General features: G+C 63.4%; 23 protein-coding genes. 1 reads left to right on the top strand and 22 read right to left on the bottom strand.

Features of this window, described 5'->3' with window-relative positions:
* Positions 1-123: 123 nt before the first annotated feature.
* From EP379_RS04935 to iscU, 3 genes are all read right to left on the bottom strand, one after another.
* Positions 124-1329 carry an EAL and HDOD domain-containing protein gene (locus EP379_RS04935; protein ID WP_127476445.1) on the bottom strand — a complete coding sequence of 402 codons (1206 nt, stop codon included), beginning with the start codon at positions 1327-1329 and terminating at the stop codon, positions 124-126.
* A 39-nt stretch (positions 1330-1368) separates the two neighbouring features.
* Positions 1369-2034, bottom strand: a complete 666-nt coding sequence (locus EP379_RS04930; protein ID WP_172600381.1) for an energy-coupling factor ABC transporter permease — start codon at positions 2032-2034, stop codon at positions 1369-1371.
* A gap of 94 nt (positions 2035-2128) precedes the next feature.
* A complete protein-coding gene (iscU, locus tag EP379_RS04925) occupies positions 2129-2506 on the bottom strand; it encodes a Fe-S cluster assembly scaffold IscU (RefSeq protein WP_127476441.1) in 378 nt (125 codons plus the stop codon).
* A gap of 141 nt (positions 2507-2647) precedes the next feature.
* Between iscU and EP379_RS04920 the strand changes: the two genes are divergently transcribed.
* The gene (locus EP379_RS04920) at positions 2648-3859 is read left to right on the top strand and encodes an MFS transporter (RefSeq protein ID WP_127476439.1); all 1212 of its coding nucleotides are present in this window, start codon (positions 2648-2650) and stop codon (positions 3857-3859) included.
* Between the two features lie 3 nt (positions 3860-3862).
* Here the strand turns inward: EP379_RS04920 and EP379_RS04915 are convergent, their stop codons facing one another.
* The 19 genes from EP379_RS04915 to EP379_RS16795 all read right to left on the bottom strand — a co-directional run bounded on the left by EP379_RS04915 (position 3863) and on the right by EP379_RS16795 (position 23525).
* A complete protein-coding gene (locus tag EP379_RS04915; protein WP_127476437.1) occupies positions 3863-4300 on the bottom strand; it encodes a DUF1249 domain-containing protein in 438 nt (145 codons plus the stop codon).
* An 18-nt stretch (positions 4301-4318) separates the two neighbouring features.
* Positions 4319-5032, bottom strand: a complete 714-nt coding sequence (locus EP379_RS04910; protein ID WP_127476435.1) for an RNA polymerase sigma factor FliA — start codon at positions 5030-5032, stop codon at positions 4319-4321.
* A 118-nt stretch (positions 5033-5150) separates the two neighbouring features.
* Positions 5151-6452, bottom strand: a complete 1302-nt coding sequence (locus EP379_RS04905; RefSeq protein ID WP_127476433.1) for a flagellar hook-length control protein FliK — start codon at positions 6450-6452, stop codon at positions 5151-5153.
* A gap of 63 nt (positions 6453-6515) precedes the next feature.
* On the bottom strand, positions 6516-6971 hold the full coding sequence (fliJ, locus tag EP379_RS04900) for a flagellar export protein FliJ (RefSeq protein WP_127476431.1): 456 nt from the start codon (positions 6969-6971) through the stop codon (positions 6516-6518).
* Positions 6972-7022: 51 nt separating this feature from the next.
* The gene (fliI, locus tag EP379_RS04895; protein WP_197722859.1) at positions 7023-8399 is read right to left on the bottom strand and encodes a flagellar protein export ATPase FliI; all 1377 of its coding nucleotides are present in this window, start codon (positions 8397-8399) and stop codon (positions 7023-7025) included.
* Positions 8377-9060, bottom strand: coding sequence for a flagellar assembly protein FliH (locus EP379_RS04890; RefSeq protein ID WP_127476429.1), 684 nt, complete (start codon positions 9058-9060; stop codon positions 8377-8379). Before EP379_RS04890 ends, fliI begins: the two co-directional genes overlap by 23 nt.
* A complete protein-coding gene (gene fliG, locus EP379_RS04885; RefSeq protein ID WP_127476428.1) occupies positions 9047-10057 on the bottom strand; it encodes a flagellar motor switch protein FliG in 1011 nt (336 codons plus the stop codon). Before fliG ends, EP379_RS04890 begins: the two co-directional genes overlap by 14 nt.
* Before the next feature lie 14 nt (positions 10058-10071).
* Entirely contained in the window at positions 10072-11691 is a 1620-nt protein-coding gene (gene fliF / locus EP379_RS04880; RefSeq protein ID WP_127476427.1) for a flagellar basal-body MS-ring/collar protein FliF, read from the bottom strand.
* 31 nt (positions 11692-11722) lie between these two features.
* On the bottom strand, positions 11723-12043 hold the full coding sequence (fliE, locus tag EP379_RS04875) for a flagellar hook-basal body complex protein FliE (RefSeq protein WP_127476426.1): 321 nt from the start codon (positions 12041-12043) through the stop codon (positions 11723-11725).
* Positions 12044-12224: 181 nt separating this feature from the next.
* Positions 12225-13544 (bottom strand): sigma-54-dependent transcriptional regulator, encoded by a 1320-nt coding sequence (locus EP379_RS04870; RefSeq protein ID WP_127476425.1) that lies wholly within the window; start codon positions 13542-13544, stop codon positions 12225-12227.
* Positions 13545-13642: 98 nt separating this feature from the next.
* Positions 13643-14803, bottom strand: coding sequence for a two-component system sensor histidine kinase NtrB (locus EP379_RS04865; RefSeq protein ID WP_172600380.1), 1161 nt, complete (start codon positions 14801-14803; stop codon positions 13643-13645).
* A gap of 114 nt (positions 14804-14917) precedes the next feature.
* Complete coding sequence (locus EP379_RS04860; RefSeq protein WP_127476423.1) at positions 14918-15478, bottom strand: Uma2 family endonuclease; 561 nt, start codon at positions 15476-15478, stop codon at positions 14918-14920.
* A gap of 108 nt (positions 15479-15586) precedes the next feature.
* Entirely contained in the window at positions 15587-16984 is a 1398-nt protein-coding gene (locus tag EP379_RS04855; RefSeq protein WP_127476422.1) for a sigma-54 dependent transcriptional regulator, read from the bottom strand.
* Between the two features lie 279 nt (positions 16985-17263).
* Positions 17264-17581: a flagellar protein FliT gene (locus tag EP379_RS04850; protein WP_127476420.1), complete on the bottom strand. Its 318-nt coding sequence runs from the start codon at positions 17579-17581 to the stop codon at positions 17264-17266.
* Positions 17581-17985, bottom strand: coding sequence for a flagellar export chaperone FliS (gene fliS, locus EP379_RS04845; protein WP_127476418.1), 405 nt, complete (start codon positions 17983-17985; stop codon positions 17581-17583). Before fliS ends, EP379_RS04850 begins: the two co-directional genes overlap by 1 nt.
* 213 nt (positions 17986-18198) lie before the next feature.
* Positions 18199-19155 carry an IS5 family transposase gene (locus tag EP379_RS04840; RefSeq protein ID WP_127475565.1) on the bottom strand — a complete coding sequence of 319 codons (957 nt, stop codon included), beginning with the start codon at positions 19153-19155 and terminating at the stop codon, positions 18199-18201.
* 364 nt (positions 19156-19519) lie between these two features.
* Positions 19520-21508, bottom strand: a complete 1989-nt coding sequence (gene fliD, locus EP379_RS04835) for a flagellar filament capping protein FliD (RefSeq protein ID WP_127476416.1) — start codon at positions 21506-21508, stop codon at positions 19520-19522.
* 119 nt (positions 21509-21627) lie between these two features.
* On the bottom strand, positions 21628-22020 hold the full coding sequence (locus EP379_RS04830) for a flagellar protein FlaG (RefSeq protein WP_127476414.1): 393 nt from the start codon (positions 22018-22020) through the stop codon (positions 21628-21630).
* An 80-nt stretch (positions 22021-22100) separates the two neighbouring features.
* Complete coding sequence (locus tag EP379_RS16795; RefSeq protein ID WP_127476412.1) at positions 22101-23525, bottom strand: flagellin N-terminal helical domain-containing protein; 1425 nt, start codon at positions 23523-23525, stop codon at positions 22101-22103.
* Positions 23526-23714 lie beyond the last annotated feature (189 nt).

Below are 23714 nucleotides of genomic sequence, written 5' to 3'. Positions count from 1 at the left end.
TTGCCAGCCGGACCGGAATATCACCAGCAACAGACCGGCGACAGCCCACCACCCGACGCTCCCGTGACCTTATCGTATTCATCAGCGGTGTTCCCCGAGAGTGACTGCGCAAACTTTTCTGTTTCAGTCCCCCAGCAACTGCATCATCTCCCCCGCCCAGGCAATGGACTGCAGATAGGCGCTGTTGATCTGGGCAGCGCTGAGGCCGAGCGGGTTCATGCTGGCCCACTCGCCGCGTTCGGTGTGCAGCACCATCTCCAGCACGGTGCCCAAAGGGCCGCTGCGACGGGTGATTCCCTCCACAATGTCGTCGGCAAGAGAAATCGACTCGATAATCTCCGCCATTGGCATATCCACAAAGGCATCAAGGGCAGAAAACAGGCCGACGAGAAAATACTTGTCCTTGTCCTGCTCCTGGCCGCGAGAAATGGCGATGAGTTCACACATCCGGGCACGCGCCAAGGTGGTGACCATCAGCTCGTGACTCTTGTCTTGTAAATGTGACAGGGCAATGAGGTTGAGCCAGATGCGAATGTTTTTCTGCCCCAGCAGGACCAGGGCATGGCGGATGGACTCCACCTTGCGGCGCAGGCCGAAATAGGCCGAATTGATGTAGCGCAGCAGCTTGTAGGCCAGTGTCGCATCGGTGGATATGGTCTGCGCCAGCTCGTCGAAGCGGAATTCCGGGACATTGAGCTTGTGCAGCAGCCGCAGGGTGGCAAGGCGTGAAGGCACGGCCTGCTTGCCGCGCAGCACGGCCGGTGCGCAAAAGAAATAACCCTGAAACAGATCGAAACCTAGCTCCAGGCAACGGGCGAACTCCGCGCGGGTCTCCACCTTCTCCGCCAGAAGGCGTACCCCGAAGCGACGCAGCAGTGCCACATGTTGCTGCAGGGCTTCGGCATCCAGCTGGCGGATATCCAGCTTCACCACATCGGCAATCCGCAGCAGAGGGACCAATTCCGGGCGAAAGGTGAAATCGTCCAGAGCGATCTCAAACCCCTGTTGCGACAATCCGCGCAGCGCCTCGATCAACTCGGTATCGGGGACGATATCCTCCAGCACCTCCAGCGTGACGCTGTCCTGGTGAAACGGCAGGGGGTACTGCCCCAACAGAAAGGGTCGCGTCAGATTGATGTAGGCGCGGCGCTGGCCGGTGACGCGATCGAGTCCGATGTCCATGAAGGTGTTGATGAACACCTCGGTGGTGGCAAGGTCAGGATCGCTGATCTCCGCTACCCGGCTGTCGCGTGCACGATAGAGAAGCTCGTAGGCAACCACCTGCTGGCGGCGATCGAAGATGGGCTGTCGGGCGACAAAAACATCCATGCCTGCGTCTTCCCTCTCCTCTCGGCCGCTGGGGTCGCTCTATTTTCCGGCGATGTAGCGCCGGTCATCGTAGGTTACCAGCCAGTGCGGCTTCATCAGCGCCATGCCGGTCACCAGCATGCCCGTCATGAACCCCTCACCGAACATCATCAACGGTACATAAGGCAGATAATCCCGCATCACGGTACCGACACTATACGGCCCGAATCCTACCAGCAGCAGAGAAGCGGTAGAAACCGTCAGCGCCATCCCCAGTCCGGCGCAGAAAAAGGCATTGAACAGGATATACACGAAAAAGTGATGCGGCAGGTACCACACGGCCAGACGATAAACCGCATGGGTGACGAGCACCGGCAAGGCACCCATCACCAGTGCATTGATGGCAAAGGACTGCCAGGAGATGAGGCCGTTGATGATATTGCCGGCAAGCACCAGACTGATGGCGACAAAGGCGACCTCCCAGCCATACATCAGCATGAACAGGGTGCCGCCGAGGAGATGAAAGGTCAGTCCCGGCTTGATGCCGGCCTTGAGATTCCAGATAAGCAACAGCAATACGCAGCTGCCCAGCAAGACATGCAGCAACTCCTTGTCGCCAAAGCGCCGCCACGCGCCATGGCGCACGGCATAAATGAACAGCAGGGTAAACCCGGCCGTGGCAAGCCAGTGCAGCCAGGCGGGGAAAAGTGTGTAGGAGAGATTCATCGGCAGGCTCCGTAAGAACTGCCAATGATAAGACAAAACGGTACCCGACAGAAAAGCGCGGTGGAGCCGCGCTGTCGTCCAACTTGGAGAGGTACTAGTGCTTGCTGCGGTAGTCGGCGATGGCGGCCTTGATGGCATCCTCGGCCAACACCGAGCAGTGAATCTTCACCGGCGGCAGGGCCAGCTCTTCGGCGATCTGGCTGTTCTTGATCTCCAGCGCCTGATCCAGGGTCTTGCCCTTCATCCATTCGGTCACCAGGGAACTGGAGGCGATGGCGGAGCCGCAACCGTAGGTCTTGAACTTGGCATCCTCGATGACACCGTCGGCACCCACCTTGATCTGCAGGCGCATCACGTCACCGCAGGCGGGCGCGCCGACCATGCCGGTACCGACATCCGGCGCGTCTTTGTCCAGGGAACCGACGTTGCGCGGATTTTCGTAGTGATCGATGACTTTGTCGCTGTATGCCATGACTGCACCTCATCTTCATCCTGCAGCATTCCTGCCAGTGGCAAGGTCATTTCCATACTATTTTTCTCAAGAATAGTCATCCCGGCCTTGCCCGTCAAGCAGCGTTATAATCGGTCCTCACTTCCGGCCCGTCGCTACCCCATGTTGTCGCATCTGTTCCGTTCCCTCCGCCATCGGCAGTTTCGCCTGTTCTATTTCGGCCAGCTGATTTCCATCACCGGCACCTGGATGCAGAACATGGCGCAGGCCTGGCTGGTCTACCGGCTGAGCCATTCCTCTCTGATGCTCGGCGCGGTCGCCTTTGCCGCCATGCTGCCGGTGCTGCTGTTCGGCCTGGCCGGCGGCATGCTGGCCGACCGCCTGCCGCGCCGCTCCCTGCTCATCACGGCACAGCTCGTCGCCATGGTCCAGGCACTCCTACTGGCACTACTGGTATTCGGCGGTTGGGTGGAAACCTGGCATGTGGTCATCCTCGCCTTCATGCTCGGTCTGGTACACGCGGTGGAAATGCCCAGCCGTCACTCCTTCCTCGCCGAGTTGGTGCCGGCGACGGACCTGCCCAACGCCATCGCCCTCAACTCCAGCATCTTCAACCTGGCCCGCTTCGCCGGACCCGCCATCGCCGGTGCCCTGGTGGCAAGCTGGGGCGAGGGGCCGGTGTTTCTGCTCAATGCACTCAGCTTTCTGGCCGTGCTGTGGGGATTGCTGCATCTGACGGCAGGGCGCAGCGCCGCCAGCGAGGCGGCGCAAAGCCAGTGGCGTCGCCTGCGCGAGGGGCTGGACTATGCCTGGGACAACCGGCCGATCCGGTCTGCGCTGTTCCTGCTCACCGTCGGCAGTCTCACCGCGCCGGCCTATACGGTGCTGATGCCGGTGTTTACCCATCAGATCTTCGGTGGCGGCGCCGGCCAGCTGGGTTTGCTGCTCGGTACCGCCGGCATCGGCGCCCTGCTCGCCGCCATGCGTCTGGCCTGGCTGGGAGGACGGCAACATCTGAGCCACAACATCGCCCTCGCCACCCTGGCCGCCGGCATCGGCATGCTGCTGTTCGCCAACACCACCACCCTGGCCTATGCCCTGCCCCTGCTCGTCGTGCTGGGTTTTTCCGTCACCACCATGGCCACCTCCATCAACACGCTGATTCAGATGCAGGTACCCAACCAGCTGCGCGGACGCATCATGGCGCTGTTCGCCGTACTGTTCATCGGCATCACTTCGCTGGGCAATCTGCTGGCCGGCTATACGGCCACCCACATCGGGGTGGTCGCCACGGTAATGCTGGCTGGAATGATTTGTGCCGGCGCCGGTGCGGTATACCGGCTGTCACAAATCAGGATGACAAAAAGGAATTGAGGATCAGGGCTGTTCCACGGCCACGTGGCCGTGGCGGCGACACTGCTGCAGCACCTCATGGAGCAGGCGGTTGACCTGGCGGCGCTCGTCACGCTGAAACCCCTCGGCCTGGCGCGCGGCATAGCGCGGCGGAATATGGGCACAGTCCTGATACCCGGTTACCTCGGCAAGACGTGCATCGTGATAGATGCGCACCTTGAACCGCAACGGCGGTGGCAGCTGTCCGTCGCCGGCAAACGTCGTGGACAGGGTCAGATGGGTGGTATACGGCCCGGCGTCCTCTGCCACCTCCACACGCAGGGCGCCGTGACCGCCGCCGAGAACGAAACGGGCCCCGGGCCGCAGGCGCGGCAGCAGACGGCGCAACAGCAGGTAGTTTTCCTCGAACAGCCACAAGGGGTGCGGCTGCACTTCGCGGCGGGAAACAAGATGGCGCTTCATGGGGGAGCAGCGTAACAATTATTTTTGCAGCCAGTCACCCAGCCGCCCTCGCAAGCGCAGATAGGCCTGGCTGAGCAGCTGACTGACGCGCGACTCGGTGACATTGAGCACGGCGCCTATCTCTTTCAGATTGAGCTCCTGGTCGTAATACAGGCTGAGTACCAGCCGTTCACGTTCCGGCAGGCTTTCGATGGCCTCGGCCAGGCTGTCGGCAAAACGCGCATCCTGCACAGCGCGCAACGGCGCCGGCTCCTGCTCCACCAGGCCATCGCCGATGCTGGCCTCATCCAGACCCAGTTCCTCGAAGTTGGCCACCTTGCTGGTGCTGGCATCGAGCAGGATTTGGTGGTATTCGTCGAGGGAGATGCCCATCTCCCGCGCCACTTCCTTGTCGCTGGCTTCACGTCCGCTTTCCACCTCCACCCGCCGCATCGCCTCGGCCACATCGCGCGCACGACGGTGCACCGACTTGGGTGCCCAGTCGTTACGGCGCAACTCGTCGAGCATGGCACCGCGGATTCGAATCGATGCATAGGTTTCGAAACTGGCGCCCTGGCTCTCGTCATAATGGCGCGCCGCATCCAAAAGACCGATCATCCCGGCCTGGATCAGATCGTCCACCATCACGCTGGCCGGCAGACGACCGATGAGGTGATAGGCAATGCGCTTCACCAGCGGCGCAAAACGCGTCACCAACTCATCGTCGCGGCGTATTCCCGGGGCTGTGTACATGCAGGTGTCTTGACCACTGGAAGGTGCCTGCGATTATGGCATAGGAGCAAAGCCACCCGAAACAAAAGGGCCCGTGACAGTTGCCTGTCCCGGGCCCCATGCACGGTGTCATACCGGCTCAGGCGTAATAATCGACCGCCCCCAGGCCGCCGCTACGCAGCGGCGTCTGCGCCACCACGACATCGTCACCGGCGGCATGACCGCCGTGAGCGTGCTGGCCACGTCCCTGCCCGCCGGCAAAGCCGGCCGCCTGCTCGCGCTGCCGATCATGCTGCGACACCTCCGCTTGCGCCAGATTGAGGCCGCTGTCCTGCAACATGTCGCGCAGGCGCGGCATGGCGGCATCCAGGGCCTCGCGCGTCATCGCATGCTGTGCCACGAAGGCCACCGAGGCCTGATCTTTCTGTACCGAGACATGGACCTCGATGGGCCCCATGTTGCGCGGATTGAGGTGGATCTGCGCCTCCTGCACCCCCTGCTTGGCCATCCAGACCACCCGCTCGGCCATCGCCTGATCCCAGCCGGCCTGACGCAGCGGCACATCCAGCGCCAGGGTCGGCACCGCGGCCGCCGGGGCGGCGCTTGTCGGCGCCGTGGTCGCTGCCGCGGCGGCGCTCACCGTGGAGGCCGCCAGGCTCAGCGGCGGCGGCGCCTCCTTGACGACGGTCAATCCGGCCAGCTTGAAGAAAGTCTCGGCGCCCTGCCCCGGTTGCCGCCCCCCCATATCACTGCGCTGACCGTCCATTTGTGCGGTCACGGCCTGCAGCCCCTTGAGGAAGGCGCCATCCTGCACGCCATCCTCGGCAGCCAGGAGGCCAGGCTCCTCGGTACGCCCCGCCACCGCCTGCTCACGGCCACGGCCCGCCGCTGCCAGCGAATGCAGCCAACGCGGCAATTCTTCCAAAGCCCCCTCTTCGGGTGGTACATCGGCCCTGGCATCCGCCTGCGGCGAGGGGAACTGCGTCAGGGGCAACGGCAAAATCTTGCCGCCTGCATCCGTCTCGGCCGGTAAATCGTTGCCGCCGGCGGCCACCTCGGGCTCTGTGGCGGGGAACGATTCGGCTGACAGCGTTTGTACCGGCAAACCGTCCTCGGCCAGTTCGACGACGAGTTCCTCCGTCGCACCGTCGCTGGCAGCGACGGCCTCAGCGTCTTCCTGGGCAACCTCGACAGGGATATCGGATTCGGCCTTGACCGGTTGCTGCCCCGCGTCAGCGGCGGCTTTTTGCGCGCTTTGCGCCGGCCGCTCTGTTTCCCGTGACGCCGGCTTCTGTGCCTCGGCCGCCTGCTGCATCTGCCCCTTCAGGGTGTCACCGAACAGGCCGGAATCGTCCGCGGAGCCGGTTTCCTGGCGCCGTGCCGAGCCCCCGCCCCCGACGGGCAGCAACATTTCCGAGATTCCGCTTTTGGCATTCAGCATGATGTCTCTCCAACTCGCTCGCCTGTGCCCGGTATACACAGCAAATCGTGTGCCACCGTGCGTTTATTCCTCGTCGCGCCCCAACCTGCCGCGGGCGCCGTGCTGGGCCATTTCGTCGGCAGCCTTCTGCTCGCGCCGCCCCTGCTCGTACTGCTCCTGCTCGCAATAACGCTCCACCACCTTGCCCAGGCTCTTGCTCTTGCCGTAGGCCTGCTGCCAAAGCTGCTTTTTCTGGGCACAGACACGGGCCGCGTTCTGTATCACCTGTTGCTGCTGCTCGATGGCCTGGTTCAGGCTGGCCATGAAGCGATGGAACTCCTGGAACCGTGCCGCACTGATCCCGGCACTCCCCTGTTCCTGAAAATTGCGCGCGTATTCCGCCTGATAGGCGCGCAACTCGGCCAGACGGTCCTCCTGCTCCTGTAACATGCGCTGCGCATCGCCCAGTTCCTTGGCCGCATCCTGCTCGCGCATCTCGGCGATGCGCAGCACCGGCTGCATGCGTTTCGAACGGGTCATCGTGTCTACCGCCCTTGCTCAACTTTCCGCGCCGCGCGCAGAGATTTCTGTTTAGCGCCGCGCCAGCGTCCCGCCCTGCGGCACGCTACTCTCCATCACTGTGGTCAAATCCTGCATGCTCTGTGCAAAATCCACCGGTTCGTTGATGCCCTGCTGCAGAAACTGCGTCAGGCTCGGATACAACCGGATCGCCTCGTCGATCTGCGGATTGGAGCCCTTCACGTAGGCCCCGACGCTGATCAGGTCACGGTTCTGTTGGTAGGTGGAATAGATGCGCTTGAAGCTGCGTGCCGCCTGTTGGTGATCCGGCTGGGTGATCTCGGTCATGGCGCGGCTGATGGACGCCTCGATATCGATGGCCGGGTAGTGCCCCGCTTCGGCGAGGCGGCGCGACAGCACCACGTGGCCGTCGAGTATGGCGCGCGCCGAATCGGCGATGGGATCCTGTTGATCGTCGCCCTCGGTCAGCACCGTGTAGAACGCCGTGATCGAACCTCCGCCCACATCGCCGTTGCCGGCACGCTCCACCAGTTGTGGCAGCTTGGCGAATACCGAGGCCGGATAACCCTTGGTGGCCGGCGGCTCGCCGATGGCCAGAGCCAGCTCGCGTTGCGCCTGGGCATAGCGGGTGAGGGAGTCCATCAGCAGCAGCACGTCACGGCCCTGATCGCGGAAATATTCGGCCACGCTGGTGGCCAGGGAAGCGCCGTGCAAACGCATCACCGGCGTGGCGTCGGCCGGCGCCGCCACCACCACGGCGCGGGCCATACCCTCCTCGCCGAGGATGTTCTCGATGAACTCCTTCACCTCGCGGCCGCGTTCGCCGATGAGACCGACGACGACCACTTCGGCGGTGGTGAAGCGCGTCATCATGCCGAGCAACACACTCTTGCCCACGCCGCTGCCGGCGAACAACCCCATGCGCTGACCGCGGCCCACGGTGAGCAGGGTGTTGATGGCGCGCACGCCCACATCCAGCGGTTCGCGGATCGGACGGCGCGCCATGGGATTGATGGGACGACCGGACAGCGGTATGCGCGCCGTGGTCTCGATAGGCCCCTTGCCGTCCAGCGGCATGCCGGCGCCATCGATGACGCGCCCCAGCAGAGCGTCCCCCACCGCCGCGTCGTAGCTGCGCCCGGTGGGGATCACCCGCGCATTGGGGCCAATGCCGCGGATCGGACCGGTGGGCATCAGATACAGCTTTTCACCGGCGAAGCCCACGACCTCGGCCTCGATGGCATCGCCGTCGGCAGACTCCACCAGGCAGCGCGCGCCAATATTCGCGCGCAGTCCCACGGCCTCCAGGGTCAGGCCGATCATGCGCGTCAGGCGCCCCTCCACCATCAGGGTCTGCACCTCGCCAAGCTGACGCCCGGCGCGTTGCAGGGCAGCTGACCAGCGCTCACTGCGCAGCATCATGCTCATCCTCGGTCGTCTTGTCGGTGGCACGCTCGCCCCCCAGCAACTGGGTCACGATGGCCGCGATACGCTTCTCCACCGTGGCGTCGATCTGGGAATGCTCGGCATGAATGCGGCAGCCACCCCGGCTCAGGCGCGCATCCTCGACGATGCGCCAGTTGCTCTCCTCGCCAGCGGACGGCAGCGTCTCGCGCACCAGCGCAGCGTCTTCCGGATGCAGATGAATGGTGACACGGCGTGCCGCCGCCGGCAGGGCCGCCAGCGCCTCGCGCACCACGGCCACCACCTGGCCCGGGTCGGTCTTCAGTTCGCGGCGGATGATCTGGCGTGCCACGGCGATGGCCAGACTCACCAGTTCCTGCTCCACCTTGGCATCGACATCCTCCAGCGGGTTGCTGAAGGCATTGATGATCTGGGTGAGGCGCTGCACCATGGCACGCACCTCCTTCTGCGCCGCGGCCAGCCCCTCCCTGCGACCGGTCTCGAAGCCTTCGCGCTGCGCCTCGTGCCGGATCTGTTCCAGCTGCTCGGCGGTCAGTGGCTTCACGGCGGAGGCATCCATGTCCTCCACACGGGCACGACGCACACCGGGCCCATCGACTTCGGGCAACTCCCAGCGCTCGTAGGCGGTCAGACTGTCGGCGCTGATGACCTTAGACGAACTCATCACCACCGCCTCCCAAGGAGATATCGCCCGCCTCGGCCATGCGACGCGCGATGGCGAGAATTTCCTTCTGCGCTGCCTCCACTTCGGACAGACGCACCGGACCACGCGCCTCGAGGTCGTCACGCAACATTTCGGCGGCACGCTTGGACATGTTCTTCAGAACCTTCTCGGTCACCGCCGCATCGGCCCCCTTGAGGGCAATGATCAGGGTATCGGACGATACCTCGCGCAACAGCGCCTGGATGCTGCGGTCGTCCACCTCGGCCAGGTTGTCGAACACAAACATGAGATCCTGAATCTTCTGCCCCAGCTCGCTGTCGACTTCCTTGACCCGATCAAGAATAGCCCCCTCGATGGCGGTATCCATGAAGTTGAGGATATTGGCCGCGGTCTTGGTGCCGCCCACGCTGGACGACTTGAGGTTGCCGGTGGCGCCGGAGAACTGCTTGTCGAGGATATCATCCAGCTCCTGCAAGGCGCTGGGCTGAATGCCGTCCAGGCTGGCGATACGCATCAGAATGTCGGCACGCATGTTTTCCGGCAGCAGGCTCAACACCTCCGCCGCCTGATCCGCGTCCAGATAGGACAACACGATGGCGATGATCTGCGGATGCTCCAGACGCACCACCTCGGCGATGGAACGCGGCTCCATCCACTTCAGCGCCTCCAGCCCCTTGGACGAACGGCCGAGGAGAATACGGTCGATGAGTCCGGATGCCTTGTCCTCACCCAAAGAGTTGACCAGGATCTTACGCAAATACTCCTCGGAGCCGACGCCGATGGCGGTCTGGTTACCGAAGGTCTCGGCGAAAGTGGCCACCACATCCTCCACCTGCTCGCGCGAGACGTTGGAGGTCGATGCCATCGCCTCACCGATACGCTGCACCTCCTTCGGCCCCATGTGTTTCATGATGGCCGTCGCCACATCTTCGCCCACCGCCATCATCAGGATGGCGGCGCGCTCGGGACCGCTCAGCTTGGTCTTTTTTTCAGCCATGATTCAGCACCCAGTTACTTCTCATCGCCGGAGACCCAGGTCTTCACCACCTGCGCCACATGCTTGGGATCCTGGCGCGCCATGTCACGAATCATGGCGATATTGCCTTCGTAGGTATTCTGCTGCGGCAACTGCATCACCCCACCGGGGCCACCCAGGGTCAGGCGATCCTCGCTCATGCCGTGCTCCGCCACCGGCGCCGGGGGCGGCTTGACGGTGGCCAGGGCGCGCAACAGCGGACGCAACACACCGAACAGCAGCAGGATCACCACCAGCGCACCCAGCAGTTGCTTGCCGGCATCCATCACCCAGGGCTGCTTCCACAGCGGCGGCTCCGGCAGCGGCTCCACAGCCTGGGCGGTCTGGAACGAGGCATTGATGACATTGACTGTATCACCGCGCTGAGCGTTGTAGCCCACAGCCTCGCGTACCAGGGCCGCGATGCGCTCCATTTCCTCGGCGCTGCGCGGCTCGCGCACCACTTCACCATTCTGGTTGATGGACTGACGATCATCCACCACCACCGCCACCGACAGGCGGCGCACCTGGCCGGTGGCCAGTTTGCTGTGGCTGATGGTGCGATCCAACTCGTAATTCTTGGTGGCGCGGTTCAGGCTGCGGCCCGTCTGCACGCCCGCGGCGGCCCCCGCCTGACCGGCAGCGCGCTCCGGCACGGCCGGCGTCGCCGGTGGCGTATTGGTCAGCGCCCCGGGTATGCCCTGCGCCCCCTCGGTGGCCGAACGCTCCTCATACACCTGCTCGCTGCGCAGCGCCGGCAGATCGGGGTTGTAGCTCTCCTGGGTCTGCTCGGTGACGGTGAAATCCACCTCCGCCGATACCTGGGCGCGCACGCCCTGCGTGCCGACGATGGGGGCGATGATATTCTCGATGCGGGCGATATAGCTGTCTTCCAGCTTGCGCGTGTACTCGAACTGTTCCTGGTTCACCGCCGCGTTGGTGGGCGGCTTGCTGCTCAGCAGACGGCCACTCTGATCCACCACGGTGACGCGACCGGGCTCCAGATTGGGGATGCTGGAGGCCACCATATGGGTAATCGCCGCCACCTGGGCCTCTTCCAGGGTACGGCCGGGATAAAGGGACACCAGCACCGAGGCGCTGGGCTGTTGGCGCTCGCGAATGAAGGCCGTCTGCTTCGGCAGGGCCAGATGTACACGGGCGTTTTCCACGCTATTGATGGTGGTTATCGAACGCGCCAGTTCACCTTCCAGGGCGTGCTGATAGCGGGCGGTTTCCAGAAACTGGCTGGCACCGAACTCCTGCTTCTGCTGCAGGATGTCGAGGCCGGCGCCGCTGCTGCGCGGCAGCCCTTCGTCGGCCAGCCGCAGACGTAGTTCGTGCACCACGCTGGTGGGCACCAGCAGGGCGCCGGTCTTGTCATCCAGTTTGTACTGCACCCCCTGCTTCTGCAGGGCATCCATCACCTGGGAAGCATCCTTGCTGCCGAGGTTGGCATACAGCACGCTGTAATTGGGCTCCTGTGACCACAGCACTACCGCCACACCCAGCGCCACGCTCGCCGCCAGACCGAACATCAGTCCCACCTGCCGTACCGCCGGCAGATTGACGAAGCCCTCGAACGGCGCGGTCACATTGTCAGCTTTCACCAGTTCCATTTTCGTATCCGCCATCAATCAGGGGTCAGGGTCAGACCTGCATGCGCATGATTTCCTGGTAGGCCTCGACCAACTTGTTACGGGTCTGGACCATGGCCTGGAAACCGAGCTCGGCCTTGCTGGAGGCGATCATGGTGTCCACCAGCGACACCGAGGTGTCGCCCATGCTCACCGCCGTCTTCATCTGCGCCGACTGCTGCTGCAGGGCGTTCACCTGGCCGATGGACTCGCGCAGGAATGACGAGAAATTGACACCGGAGGCCGCCGCCGGGTTCTCGGCAGTGCTGCCGCGGGCCGCGGCGGCCGCCGCGCGCAATTGCGTAAGTAATTGACTGGTATCGATAGTGTTCATGATTTTTCTACCTCGGGCCAGTGCCGCGATATCGTCACATGAGCACTTAATGCATATAGCGGGCCAACTTCACCGGCAAAACGGAAAAACGGGGGATACTCCAAGCGGATGACAAAACGCCGCCGCGCCCCTCGAGAGGGGCGCGGCAAGTACAGGGAAAGAAAGCTCTCCGATCAGGCCATCAGAGCGGGTAACCCGCCTCGCGCAACCGCGCCAGCTTGTAGCGCAGGGTGCGCGGACTGATGCCGAGGCGCTCGGCGGCGGCCTGGCGGCTGCCCTGACGCAGGGCCTCGACGATCATCTGGTGTTCGCGCTCCTGCATGGCGGCGCTGAAATCCACCGCCTGTCCCGGCGCGACCGCCTCCACCGGCTCCGGCGGAGAAACCTCGAACATCAGATCCGCCGGGCGGATCTCGAGTCCATCCTGCAGGATCAGGGCGCGCTGCAGCAGGTTGTCCATTTCCCGCACATTGCCCGGCCAGTCGTAACGCTCCAGTTCCCGTTGCGCCGTGATCGCAAGGTGCGGCACCGGACGTCCCATCTTGCGCGCCAGCTGCGCCAGCAGCGCCCGGGCCAGTGGCACGATGTCTGCGCGGCGCTCGCGCAGCGGCGGCAGGTGCAGCGGGAACACATTCAAACGGTAATACAGATCCTCGCGGAAACGCCCGGCCTGCACCTCGGCGCGCATGTCGCGGTTGGAAGTGGCCAGGATGCGCACATCGAGCTTGACCGGCTTGCCACCGCCGAGACGCTCCACCTCGCGCTCCTGCAACACGCGCAGCAGTTTCGCCTGGAGACCCAGTTCCATTTCCGAAATCTCGTCCAGCAGCAGGGTACCGCCCTGGGCCTGCTCGAACTTGCCCGGCATGCTCTTGTGCGCGCCGGTGAAGGCGCCCTTTTCGTAGCCGAACAGGGTGGCTTCCAGCATGTTCTCGGGGATGGCCGCGCAGTTGATGGCGACAAAGGGCCGCGCTGCACGCGGCGAATGGCGGTGGATGTAGCGCGCCACCACTTCCTTGCCGGTGCCGCTCTCGCCGGTGAGCATCACGGTGACCTCCGAATCGGCCACCCGCTGTGCCAGGCGCAGGAGGCGCCGACTGGACGGGTCCTCGGCCACCGGTTCATCACCATCCGCCGTGGTGCTGCCGAGATGGCGCGCCACCGTCTCCAGCAGCAACTCGGCCTCGAAGGGCTTGACCAGATAGTCGGCCGCGCCCTGCTGCATGGCGGCCACCGCCTTCTGCACCGTGGCATAGGCGGTCATCAGAATTACCGGCAGCTCGGGCCGTTCGGTGCGCAGGCGCAGCAACAGGGCATGGCCGTCCATGCGCTCCATGTGTACGTCGCTCAATACCAGTGCGATGTCCTCTCGCGCCAGCCGCTCCAGGGCTGCCATACCATCCGCCGCATGCGAAACCTGCCAGCCCTCCAGTTCCAGCGTCTCTGTCAACGCCTCGGCCAACGCTTTATCGTCTTCCACCACCAGTATGCGTTGTTCCATCGTCCTCACCTCAAGAACACAGGTACGAGATGCGAGGGACAAGGTTCGAATGATCACCCATCCTTCGCACCTCGCACCTCGTACCTCGTGCCTTTTTCTCAAACACAGGCACGGCGCGCCCCCTCTTCAACCACGCGTTCCACCGGCACCAAAGGCAGACGCATGGCAAAGGTGGTATCGCCCGGCACCGAGCGGTACCAGGCCTCGCCGTGATGGGCCTGGGCCACGGCACGCACGATGGCGAGCCCCAGACCGGTGCCGCGCGGCCGCGTGGTGCTGAACGGCTCGAACAGGTGTGCCTGCATCTCCGGCGCCACACCGGGGCCATCGTCGTGCACACCGAATTCGACGCCACCGCCTGCCGCGGCGCGGCAAAAGATCTCGAGATGTCCGCTCTCGCCCGCCGCCTGCAAGGCATTGTTGACCAGGTTCAGCCAGGCGCTGAGCAGCAGCGAGCGGTTGCCGCGCACATGGAGGTCAGTGGCCTCGCTGCGCCACTCTACATTGCGGCCCGCCACCTGGGTTTCCAGCGTCGTGTGCAACTCGTGCAGCAATTCATCTGCTGCCAGGAGCTCGCTGCCGCTCACACCACCGCGAGCAAAGTGCAGCATGTTGGCGATGAGTCCCTCCAACTGTTGCAGGCTGGCGACGGTGCGCTCGGCAAAGCGTTCGCGCTTGTCGTCACTGAGCGCAGGATGCTTGAGTTGCGAGGCATACAGCAGTGCCGCCGCCAGCGGCGTGCGGATCTGGTGGGCCAGGCTGGCCGCCATGCGTCCCATGTCAAGCAGCCGCTGCTGGCGCTGTAAATGTTCCTGCAGACGGCGGCTTTCGGTAACGTCCTGGAACAGCAAGATCTGGCCCGGCTCGCTGCCGAGCGGACAAGTCGACAGGGTGACGATACGGCCATCATGCAGGACCAGATCCGCGGCCGGGGGCGTCTGCGGCACAAAGCAACGGGCAATGACCGCGCGCCAGGCGATACCGGTCAGCGGCTCGCCAAACAACTGCACGGCGGCCTGATTGTGGCTGCCGATCCGGCCGTTGCCGTCGAGCACCACCACTGCCCCGGGCAAGGCGTTCAACACAGTCTGCAGACGCCGTGCCAGGACCTCTTTCTCCGCCAGCTGCGCCAGGCGCTCGCTGCGTAACTCGTGCAGCTCCGCCGTGAGTGCGGCCACGCGCTGCTCCAGCAGGCGATAGGTATCCGCCCACTGGTCCTGCAGTGCCGCTGCTGTGCTGGAAGGAAGGGAAAAGGCCATGTGCCGCTCCGTTACCGGTGAATACACCAACGCCGAAGCAAACATTGTGCCTTAATTATTTGTCTATTTATTTCAAAGAGTTGAAACAACAAATAAGCGGGCGTCAAAAAAACATCAATCCACCCACAGGCCGCCGAGGGCGATCTCCACCGCATCGAACGGTACGGCACGCACGCGGTTATCGTTCTCGTGGGCGGCCAGCAGTAGCCAAAGACCGTCACGGTTCTCGAACACCTCCAGGGTGCGCAGGTCCGGGTCGATGAGCCATGCATGAGCCACGCCGGCGGCGGCATAGAGGGGCAGTTTTTCCACCCGGTCGGCACGGGCGGTAGAAGGGGAAAGGACTTCACAAATCCAGTCCGGCGCCTGCTCGAACCAGGCGGTGGTGGGCAGGCTGGGCATGCGCTCCCGGCGCCAACCGGCGAGATCGGGTACCAAGACATGACTGCTCAGGTGCAGTTCCGGCTCATCCAGTATCCACCAGCCGCCGGGGCCACCGCTGCCCTTATCAAACGGACCACCCAATTCGACCCCCACCAAGGAGCTGGCCCTGGCATGCCTCGGTGCCGGGCGCGGGCTGGTCACCAGACGGCCGTTGATGATCTCCGCCACCAGGTTTTCCGGTACCTGGAGCAGGTCTTCATAGGTCGCCATACGTTCTGCGGGATGAGACATAAGACCTCCTTGTACCGCTATTCTAGTATCGTTCCCACACTCTGCTTTTATCGTTCCCACGCTCTGCGTGGGAACGATGAGAAACTGCAATTCAGGTTCAACGTTCCTCTATTCCCCGCGCTGCATGCCATATTTCTTCATCTTCTCTACCAGGGTGGTGCGGCGCATACCGAGGCGCTCGGCGGCGCGCGCCACCACACCATCGGCATCGTCCAGGGCTTGGTTGATGAAGGACAGCTCCAACTCGGCCAGATACTCCTTGAGATCGATACCCTCCGCTGGCAGGCGGGCCGGTGTGGCGGCGGGTGGCGGCATTGTAGCGCCGGCCGCCGGTGCCGCGACCGGTTCGGGCAGGAGCACCTCGATGGGCTGCGCCCCCTCTATCTGGTACTTGGGTGGCAGGTCGCGCACATCGACCAGGCCATTAGGGAACATGATCACCAGCCGCTCCATCAGGTTGGCCAGCTCGCGCACATTGCCCGGCCAGGGGTAGTCGCGCAGCGAGCCCATGGCACCGGGGGTAAGGCGCACCGCGCCACGGCCCATTTTTTCCAGGCGGATGATGAATTCGTTGATGAGCAGAGGGATGTCGTCGCGCCGCTCGCGCAGCGGCGGCAACTCGATGGGAAACACGTTGAGGCGGTAGTATAGGTCCTCGCGGAAGCGGCCATCCTGGATATTGGAATCCAAGTTGCGATGGGTCGCCGCCACCAGGCGCACGTCGGCACTGATGCTGCGATTACTGCCTACCCGCTCGAAGGTGCGTTCCTGGATCACGCGCAGCAGCTTCACCTGCATGGGCAGCGGCATGTCGCCGATTTCATCGAGAAACAGCGTACCGCCCTCGGCCAGCTCGAAACGGCCCTGACGGGTGTTGATGGCGCCGGTAAAAGCGCCCTTCTCGTGGCCGAACAGCTCGCTCTCCAGCAGATCACCAGGGATGGCGCCGCAATTCACCGGCACGAAGGCCCGCTCGCGCCGCGGCGACAGCATGTGCAGGCTGCGCGCCACCACCTCCTTGCCGGTGCCGGACTCGCCGAGGATCAACACATTGGCATCGGTTTCCGCCACCTGCTCGATGAGGCGGCGCACCTGCTGGATGGCCGGGGTGTTGCCGACCAGGGCACGGGAAAGCTCGGGCACGCGCGGCGCAGCGCCGCTCAGCGCGGCCCGGCGCCAGGCATCGGCGCGGTACAACTCGGTGGACAGTTGCTCATAGGTCAGGGGAAAGTCGATGCGCCCCTGCACGTCGGCAGCAAAATCAGCCGGCGCGGCGATGAGAACGATGGGCAGAGTGAGCGACCACTCGCGCAGGTCCGCAATCTCGGAACCGCTATCCGGCGTGTATCCCAGCAGGACCATGCGCACCTGGGCGGGATCGGCCTTGCGCCATTGGCCGACCTCCGCCTCCACCACCGGCCCCAGCCCGAGAAACTCCAGCAACAACCGCAACTGCCCGCGCCGCGTCGCATCCGGTTCCACCAGCCACACCGACTCGCCTGCCATCCTGCTCCCCTTGTTATCGAAGGCTTTGTTTCGACACGATAAATACTGTCGTATTACATGTCAATTTTTTGGCGAGAAAAGAAGTCGGCCAGGGATGGCGCAGCCGTACCCGACAAACACAATGCCCGCTACCGCTGCGCCAGATCGCGCCTACGGGCAGAGCATGGAAACGATAGTGGCAACGGGGTTTTATCGTTCCCATGCTCTGCGTGGGAACGATAAAACCATAAAACAAAAGGCCCGCGACGCGGGCCTCTATTGCCAGGAAGCAAGATGCAGTCAGCGGTTGCTGTTGTAGGCCGCCTCGGCGCGCCGTCCCTGCTGCATGACACCCGCCTGCTTACCGGCCTCGTCGCGGGCCGCAGCACAGCGCACCATGGTCTCGCGATCCAGTTCCATCACCTCGCGGATCCCCTCGGCGACAAAGACGGCCTCATCGGCGGAAACCTGGCGTTGGAAAAACGCCTCCATTTCGCTACGTCGCTGCACCTCCAGCACCGCCACCTCGTCCCACTGCCCTTCCCGCGCCAGCGCCTGCATGCGGCGGCTCTGCGCCACAATGGCCTCCCACTGCTGCTGGCGGCTGTGATTGGACATCACTGCTGGCCGAGCAGGCCCGGGATGGCGTCCCAACCGGCCTTGATTTCGCGCAACAGGGCCATGACCTCTTCCAGCGCATTGATATCGTTGCGCAGGTTGGCCTCCAGCAGGCGGCGGCCCATGTAGTCGTAGAGGTCATTCAGGTTGCGGGCGATCTCGCCGCCGGCCTCCAGATCCAGGCTGGCGCGCATGCCCTCGATGATGGAAATGGCCCAACTGATATTGGCGCCCTTATCGGCGATATTGCCGCGCTGCATGTGACCACGGGCGGCGGCCATCTTCTCCAGCGCACCTTCCATCAACATCTGTACCAGACGGTGCGGCGTGGCGGCTTCAACACCGGTCTGCACGGCCATGGAACCGTAGGCTTGGGCTGCGCGGCGACCTTCTGCATACGTCATTTCATTCACCTCGGTATTGATGGTTGCGTTACCTGCTGCACTGTCCGGTTTATCGGCCATGGCGTGGGAAAATTTAGGGATGCTCTGAACAAGTAATCCAATATGAGCAAATCGTCGATATCAGCGAGTCATCACGCGCCGAATCGCACCGGCAGCGCCGGTATTTGCTCATCCCGGCGGCCCGTGAGCCGCATTTGGCGTAGTGCATCGGCACTACGCCTGCAAAGTACGCAGCAGCTGCCTGCGCACCAGGTAGATGTTGGCCAGGGCACAGGTGACAAACAGGCGGTTGGCATTCTTCTCCAATCCCCGGTAGCGGGTCTTGGCAAAACCGAATATCCGTTTGATGACACCGATGCTGTGTTCGACCCGTGCCCGGATGGTGGACTTGAGGCGGTTCTTCGCCCGTTCGGCTTCGTCGACCCAGCCCTTGTAGCGGTAGCGTCGGTGGGTGAGGTCGCGGGCCCTGGGCGCATGCTGTTTGATGACCTCGGTCTGGCCCTGATAGGCCGAATCCCCCCAGACGCGGGTTTCATCGCCGTGCAGCAGGTCGGGCAGGCAGTGGGAGTCGTGGACGTTGGCGGCGGTGGCCACCACCGAGTGGATGAGCTTGGTGCGGTGGTCGACACCGACATGGGCCTTCATGCCGAAATACCACTGGTTGCCCTTCTTGGTCTGGTGCATGTCCGGGTCGCGCTGCTGGTCCTTGTTCTTGGTCGAGGACGGGGCGCTGATGAGGGTGGCATCGACGATGGTGCCGGTGCCCAGCTTGAAGCCATGGCGTTGCAGGTACTGGTGCATCTGCTGGAACAGCTTGCGACCCAGGCCATGCTGCTCCAGCAGGTGGCGGAAGCGGCAGATCGTGGTTTCGTCCGGCACCGGATGCTCGCCCAGGTCGATGCCGGCGAAGGCGCGCATGCTGAGCGAGTCGTACAGGGCTTCCTCGGCCATCGGGTCCGAGAGATTGAACCACTGCTGGAGGAAGTGGATGCGCAGCATCATCTCCAGCTCCTTCGGCGGCCGGCCGTTACCGGCCTGCGGGTAGTGCGGCGCTATCAGCGCGCACAGCTCCGCCCACGGCAGCAGGCGGTCCATGTCGGACAGAAACGCCTGGCGCTTGGTCGCCTTGGTGTATTTCTCGAACCCCGTGGTCATGCTCAGTTGTTTCATTTTCCCCGTCCTCGGCTCCGGTCATGCGGTTGCAAGATCAGATCGGGGACTTTTGCAGAAGTTCCTTAGGGAAGCTCTGAATAAGTTCGGAGCTTCCGCGGCACAGGGATGTGGCGCCAATTTTCAATGACGATAACTCGTCGAAAAATGAAGCCGAGCGAAAATCACACTTTTCGCTTGGCGTGGTTTTGTCCACGGTTGGACTTATGTCGCGCAGCCCAGGGAGGGCGGGAGCGACCTGAAAAGTCCAGGATGGACTTATTCAGACCTTCCTTAGCAGGTCGCGGAAATTCATCCCCCGTTTTATCGTCGAGCCGTTCCTGCCATTCCCACGCAGAGCGTGGGAACGATACCGCGAACGTCCTTAGCCCCTGTTAGAGCCGGAATACGCCCCCGGGAGGGCCGCCAGTTGATTACTCAGCCAATTGCTGGTGGACTGCATGCGCGCCATCAAGGTATCGAGGGCCGTAAATTGCTTCATATAGCGCGCCTCCAAAGCCTCCAGCCGCGCCGCCAGCGCCTCGCGCTGTTTGCCGATGTCGTCGATCTGTGACTGCACACCGCTGGTGCGTGCATTCAGAAAACTGTCGGTGGCGAGCCAACCATCCAGCAGACTGCTGAGACGGTCCGCCACACCGCGGGTGAAGGTCACACTGCCGCGGTCGCCGGTGGTGTCCCCCTGCACCAGCATCTTCAATCCCTCCGCCGCACCGGTACCCGTGAGGTACTGGCCGGAGCCGGTGGCTGCGATACCGCCGATGGTGCCGGCCACATCCTCGCCGTCCGTGCTGGTGCCCGCCGTGGTCAAACCGATGTCGGCCCCATTGATGCCCACCTCGGTGATCGCCACCTTGGACGCGCTGCCGTAGCGTTCGGAGGTGAAGGTAAAACGAGTGCCGTCAAAGCTGACCAGCACCGACACACCGGCATCGCGCAGCGCGCTGTCGCCGTTGATGCGGCTCTGCAATTCGGCCGCCAGTTCCGCCCCGGAACCGTAGGTCTTCTGCGTCAGGGAGATGGTGCCGGAACTGACGCCATCCACCGAAACCTTGAAGGTATTGTTGCTACCGTCGACCACCAGGCTCGATACCGACGATGCGGCATCCACATAGCTGCCGCGCGTGGCCGCCTGGGTGATGTACAGCGCATAGCTGCCCACGGTCGTCGCCGAAGTGGAACTGGTGTAACTCACCAGCGAGTCGGTGGCGGTGGCTGTCGCCGCGAACAGGCGGCCGATGTCGTCGAAATTGCTGTCCAACGCCGCGGTGAGCTTGGCCTTGTCCAGTTCCAGCGTGCCGTCCGTCTTGGTCTTGATGCCGAGGTCGGCCAGGGCGCGGTACGTGCCATCCAGGCCGCTCACCGGACTGCTCAGTACACTGCGGAGCTGGCTGAGCACGCCGCGCAGGCTGGAATCGCCGATCAGGACGCCCGCCTGCTTGGTTTCGGCGTTATAGCCGCTCAACTGATTGAAGGTACCCACCAAACTGTTGAAGGCATTGACGAACCCCTCCACCGCCGTGGTCGCCGAGTTTTTGTCGAGAGCGACGTTCAGCGTCGCCTTGGTCCCCGCCTCCTCCTTCTTCAGCGTCAGGGTCAGGCCGGCGATGGCGTCGCTCACCGTATTGGTGGCGCTGCTCACCTTGATACCGTCGATGTACACCTCGGCATTCTTGGCCGCGGCCGTCTGCGTCATGTTGTAGGCGTCCTCGTTGTACGCCAGACGCGACAGGCCGTTCATGTCGGTATTGCTGCCGTCGGCAGGACTTTCCTCCACGGAGATGCGCAGGCTGTTGTCGATGCCGCTGCTTTCCGCACTGAACACCAATTGAAAGCCATCATCGCCATTGACAATGGTGGCGCGCACACCGATGTTGGCAGCATTCACCGCATCGCGCACACCGGTGAGGGAATTGTTTTCATCGGTGATGGCGACCGTCTGCGCCGGCTTGGTGGGGTCGCCGAACTGGAAGGTGAGCGTCCCCGTCCCCACGGCAGAACTCGCCTCGTCGAAGGCCACCGACGCCAGTTTGTGGGCCTGTGCCAGCGACCGAACCTCGACATCATAGGAACCCGCCACCGGCCTGCCGGCCACGGCCACGGTGAACAGTTCGGTATTGCTGGACGTCGCGGTGCGCTTTTGGAACGACGCGATAGTGGTCAGATTGGCCAACGCGCCCTTGAAGGTAGATAAAGCAGATTTGACATTGCCGAGGGCCGACAGTTGCGCTTGCAGCTTGGCCTCGCGCCGATCCAGCCGATTGGCCACCGGCTGCCCTTCCGCAGTGACGAGCTTGTTGACCAAGCCCGCCACGTCCAAGCCGGAGCCGATGCCGGGGGAAGTGATGGAAGCCATGAACCCTACCTCTCGGTGTCAAACAACTCTGGCACGGAAAGGTGGCGGCCGCGAGCGGCCGCCGTCAAGAATCAGACTTTCCGTGTTTATGCACTTGAGTCAGGCAACATTTATGCCAATCAAGCCTTGGACTGCATCAACAGCCCGCTCACCGACTCGCCGTTCAACTCGTTCAGGTGTCGCGCCAGGGCCAGCATCTCCTCGGAAGGTATCTGCCGGATGACCTCCTCACTCTCCGCATCGATGACCTTGACCACCATCTGACCGGTGCTCTCGTCGATGGAGAAATTGAGGTTGCGCTGCACATTTTGCATGTAGCTGGAGACCTTGTTCATGGCCTCCCTGAGGTGCTCCCTGCTGGCGGACTCGGTGGGGGGAGTATTTGCAACCGCTGCTGCCTGTTGCTGCGCGGCATCAACGCCGGCAACCCCGGCTGTCTTGACGACGACCGGGGCCGACCGGGCAGGGCTGCTCGGCGAAATATTGGCCTGGAATGTGATGTCCGTAGGCATGATATTCACCTCTCCTTATGAAGGCGCGGGAACAATCATCCGACTGTCCCCGCCCCTTCTACTCACTTACCGCTCCACCCTTAACGCAGCAGCGACAGGACGTTCTGCGGCAGCTGGTTCGCCTGAGCCAGCATCGCCACACCTGCCTGCTGCAGGATCTGGGCACGGGTCAGGTTCGCCGTCTCCACCGCGAAGTCGGCGTCCTGGATGCGGCTGCGGGCAGCCGTCATGTTCTCCGCAGACACACTCAGATTGGAGATGGTGGACTCGAAACGAACCTGCACCGCACCCAGCTCGGAGCGCAGGCCGCTCACCTGCTGCAGGGCCAGATCCAGGGTGCGCAGGGCCTCGGTGGCACCGTCTCGGGTGGTGATGTCCACCGCGTTCAGGGTGTAGTCCACCGTTGCCAGTGGGTTACCGCCGAAGTCATTATCCAGCTGCAGGGTGCTGACATCGGTGCCGGCCACCGTGATGGTCGTACCCACCTCGGCGTTAAGCTCGATGCCGCGCAGGTAGGTTTCCTGCTCGCCGTCAGCCAAGCCGGCCACAGAAGCGGTGTCATCAGCAGTCGCTACTTCGATGGTGATATCCGCGTTGGAGCTCAGCACGAAGGTGCCACCAGCACCCGCTTCCGCCGTCACGCCGGTTTGGTTGGTACGGGCGTTGATCGCATCGATGAAGTCGGTCACAGCATCACCCGCAGCGACTGAAATGGCCACGCCGTTGATGCTCACGGTCATACTCTCACCCGCGCTGGGGGTGACGAACGCCAGCTCGTCGGTGGTCACGGTCTGCGAGCGAACGGCCTGCACGCCGGTAGCGCCGTACTCGCCATTGATAGCGGCGACTACCTCATCCAGGCTGGTGGCAGTGCTCAGGTCGACGCTGACGCCGTTGATGGTCACATCGCTGAAATCACCGGCAGCAATGGCCGTGCCGTCATTGACGCCAGTGATGTCGCTCAGGGTGACGCTGTTGCCTTCCAACACGGCGGCACCGAGCTGGGAGCCACGGGCATCCACGCCATCGACGGTAATGGTCTGGTTGCGGTTGGCGCCTACCTGGAACACCAGGTTGCTGAGGGAGCCGTCGAGGATCTTCTGGCCGTTGAATTCGGTGGCCGCGGAAACACGGTTCACCTCGGCGATCAGCTGGCTAACTTCGTTCTGCAGCGCCTGACGGTCGGAGGCGGAGTTGGTGTCATTGGCAGACTGCACCGCCAGTTCGCGGATACGCTGCAGGGCATTACCGACGGTGGACAGGGCGCCTTCAGCGGTCTGCGCGAAGGAGATGCCATCGTTGGCGTTGCGCACGGCCTGGTTCAGGCCGCGGATCTGGGTGGTGAAGCGCTCGGAAATGGCCAGACCGGCAGCATCATCCTTGGCGCTGTTGATGCGCAGGCCGGAGGACAGGCGCTGCAGGGATATCTGCAGGGCATTCTGCGAGGTGTTCAGGTTGCGCTGGGAATTCAGCGACATCATGTTGGTATTGATAATCTGAGGCATGATTGCGTCTCCTCTGGTCGCCCGGTCCACCCTGCTTGGCAGGGGCGGGCGGGGTTGTCATTAGCGGATATGCCGCCTGCTGTTGCTTGGGCATTCACCGCTTCCGGTCAATTTATCGACCTGGGGGAGGAAAGCTTTAGGGGGCGGGGCGAAAAAAATTCAGCGCGAAATCTGGGTATAGATTTATTT

Source organism: Sulfurivermis fontis, assembly GCF_004001245.1.
GTDB classification, from domain to species: domain Bacteria; phylum Pseudomonadota; class Gammaproteobacteria; order Thiohalomonadales; family Thiohalomonadaceae; genus Sulfurivermis; species Sulfurivermis fontis.
This window is presented reverse-complemented; position numbering and strand designations above follow the sequence as displayed.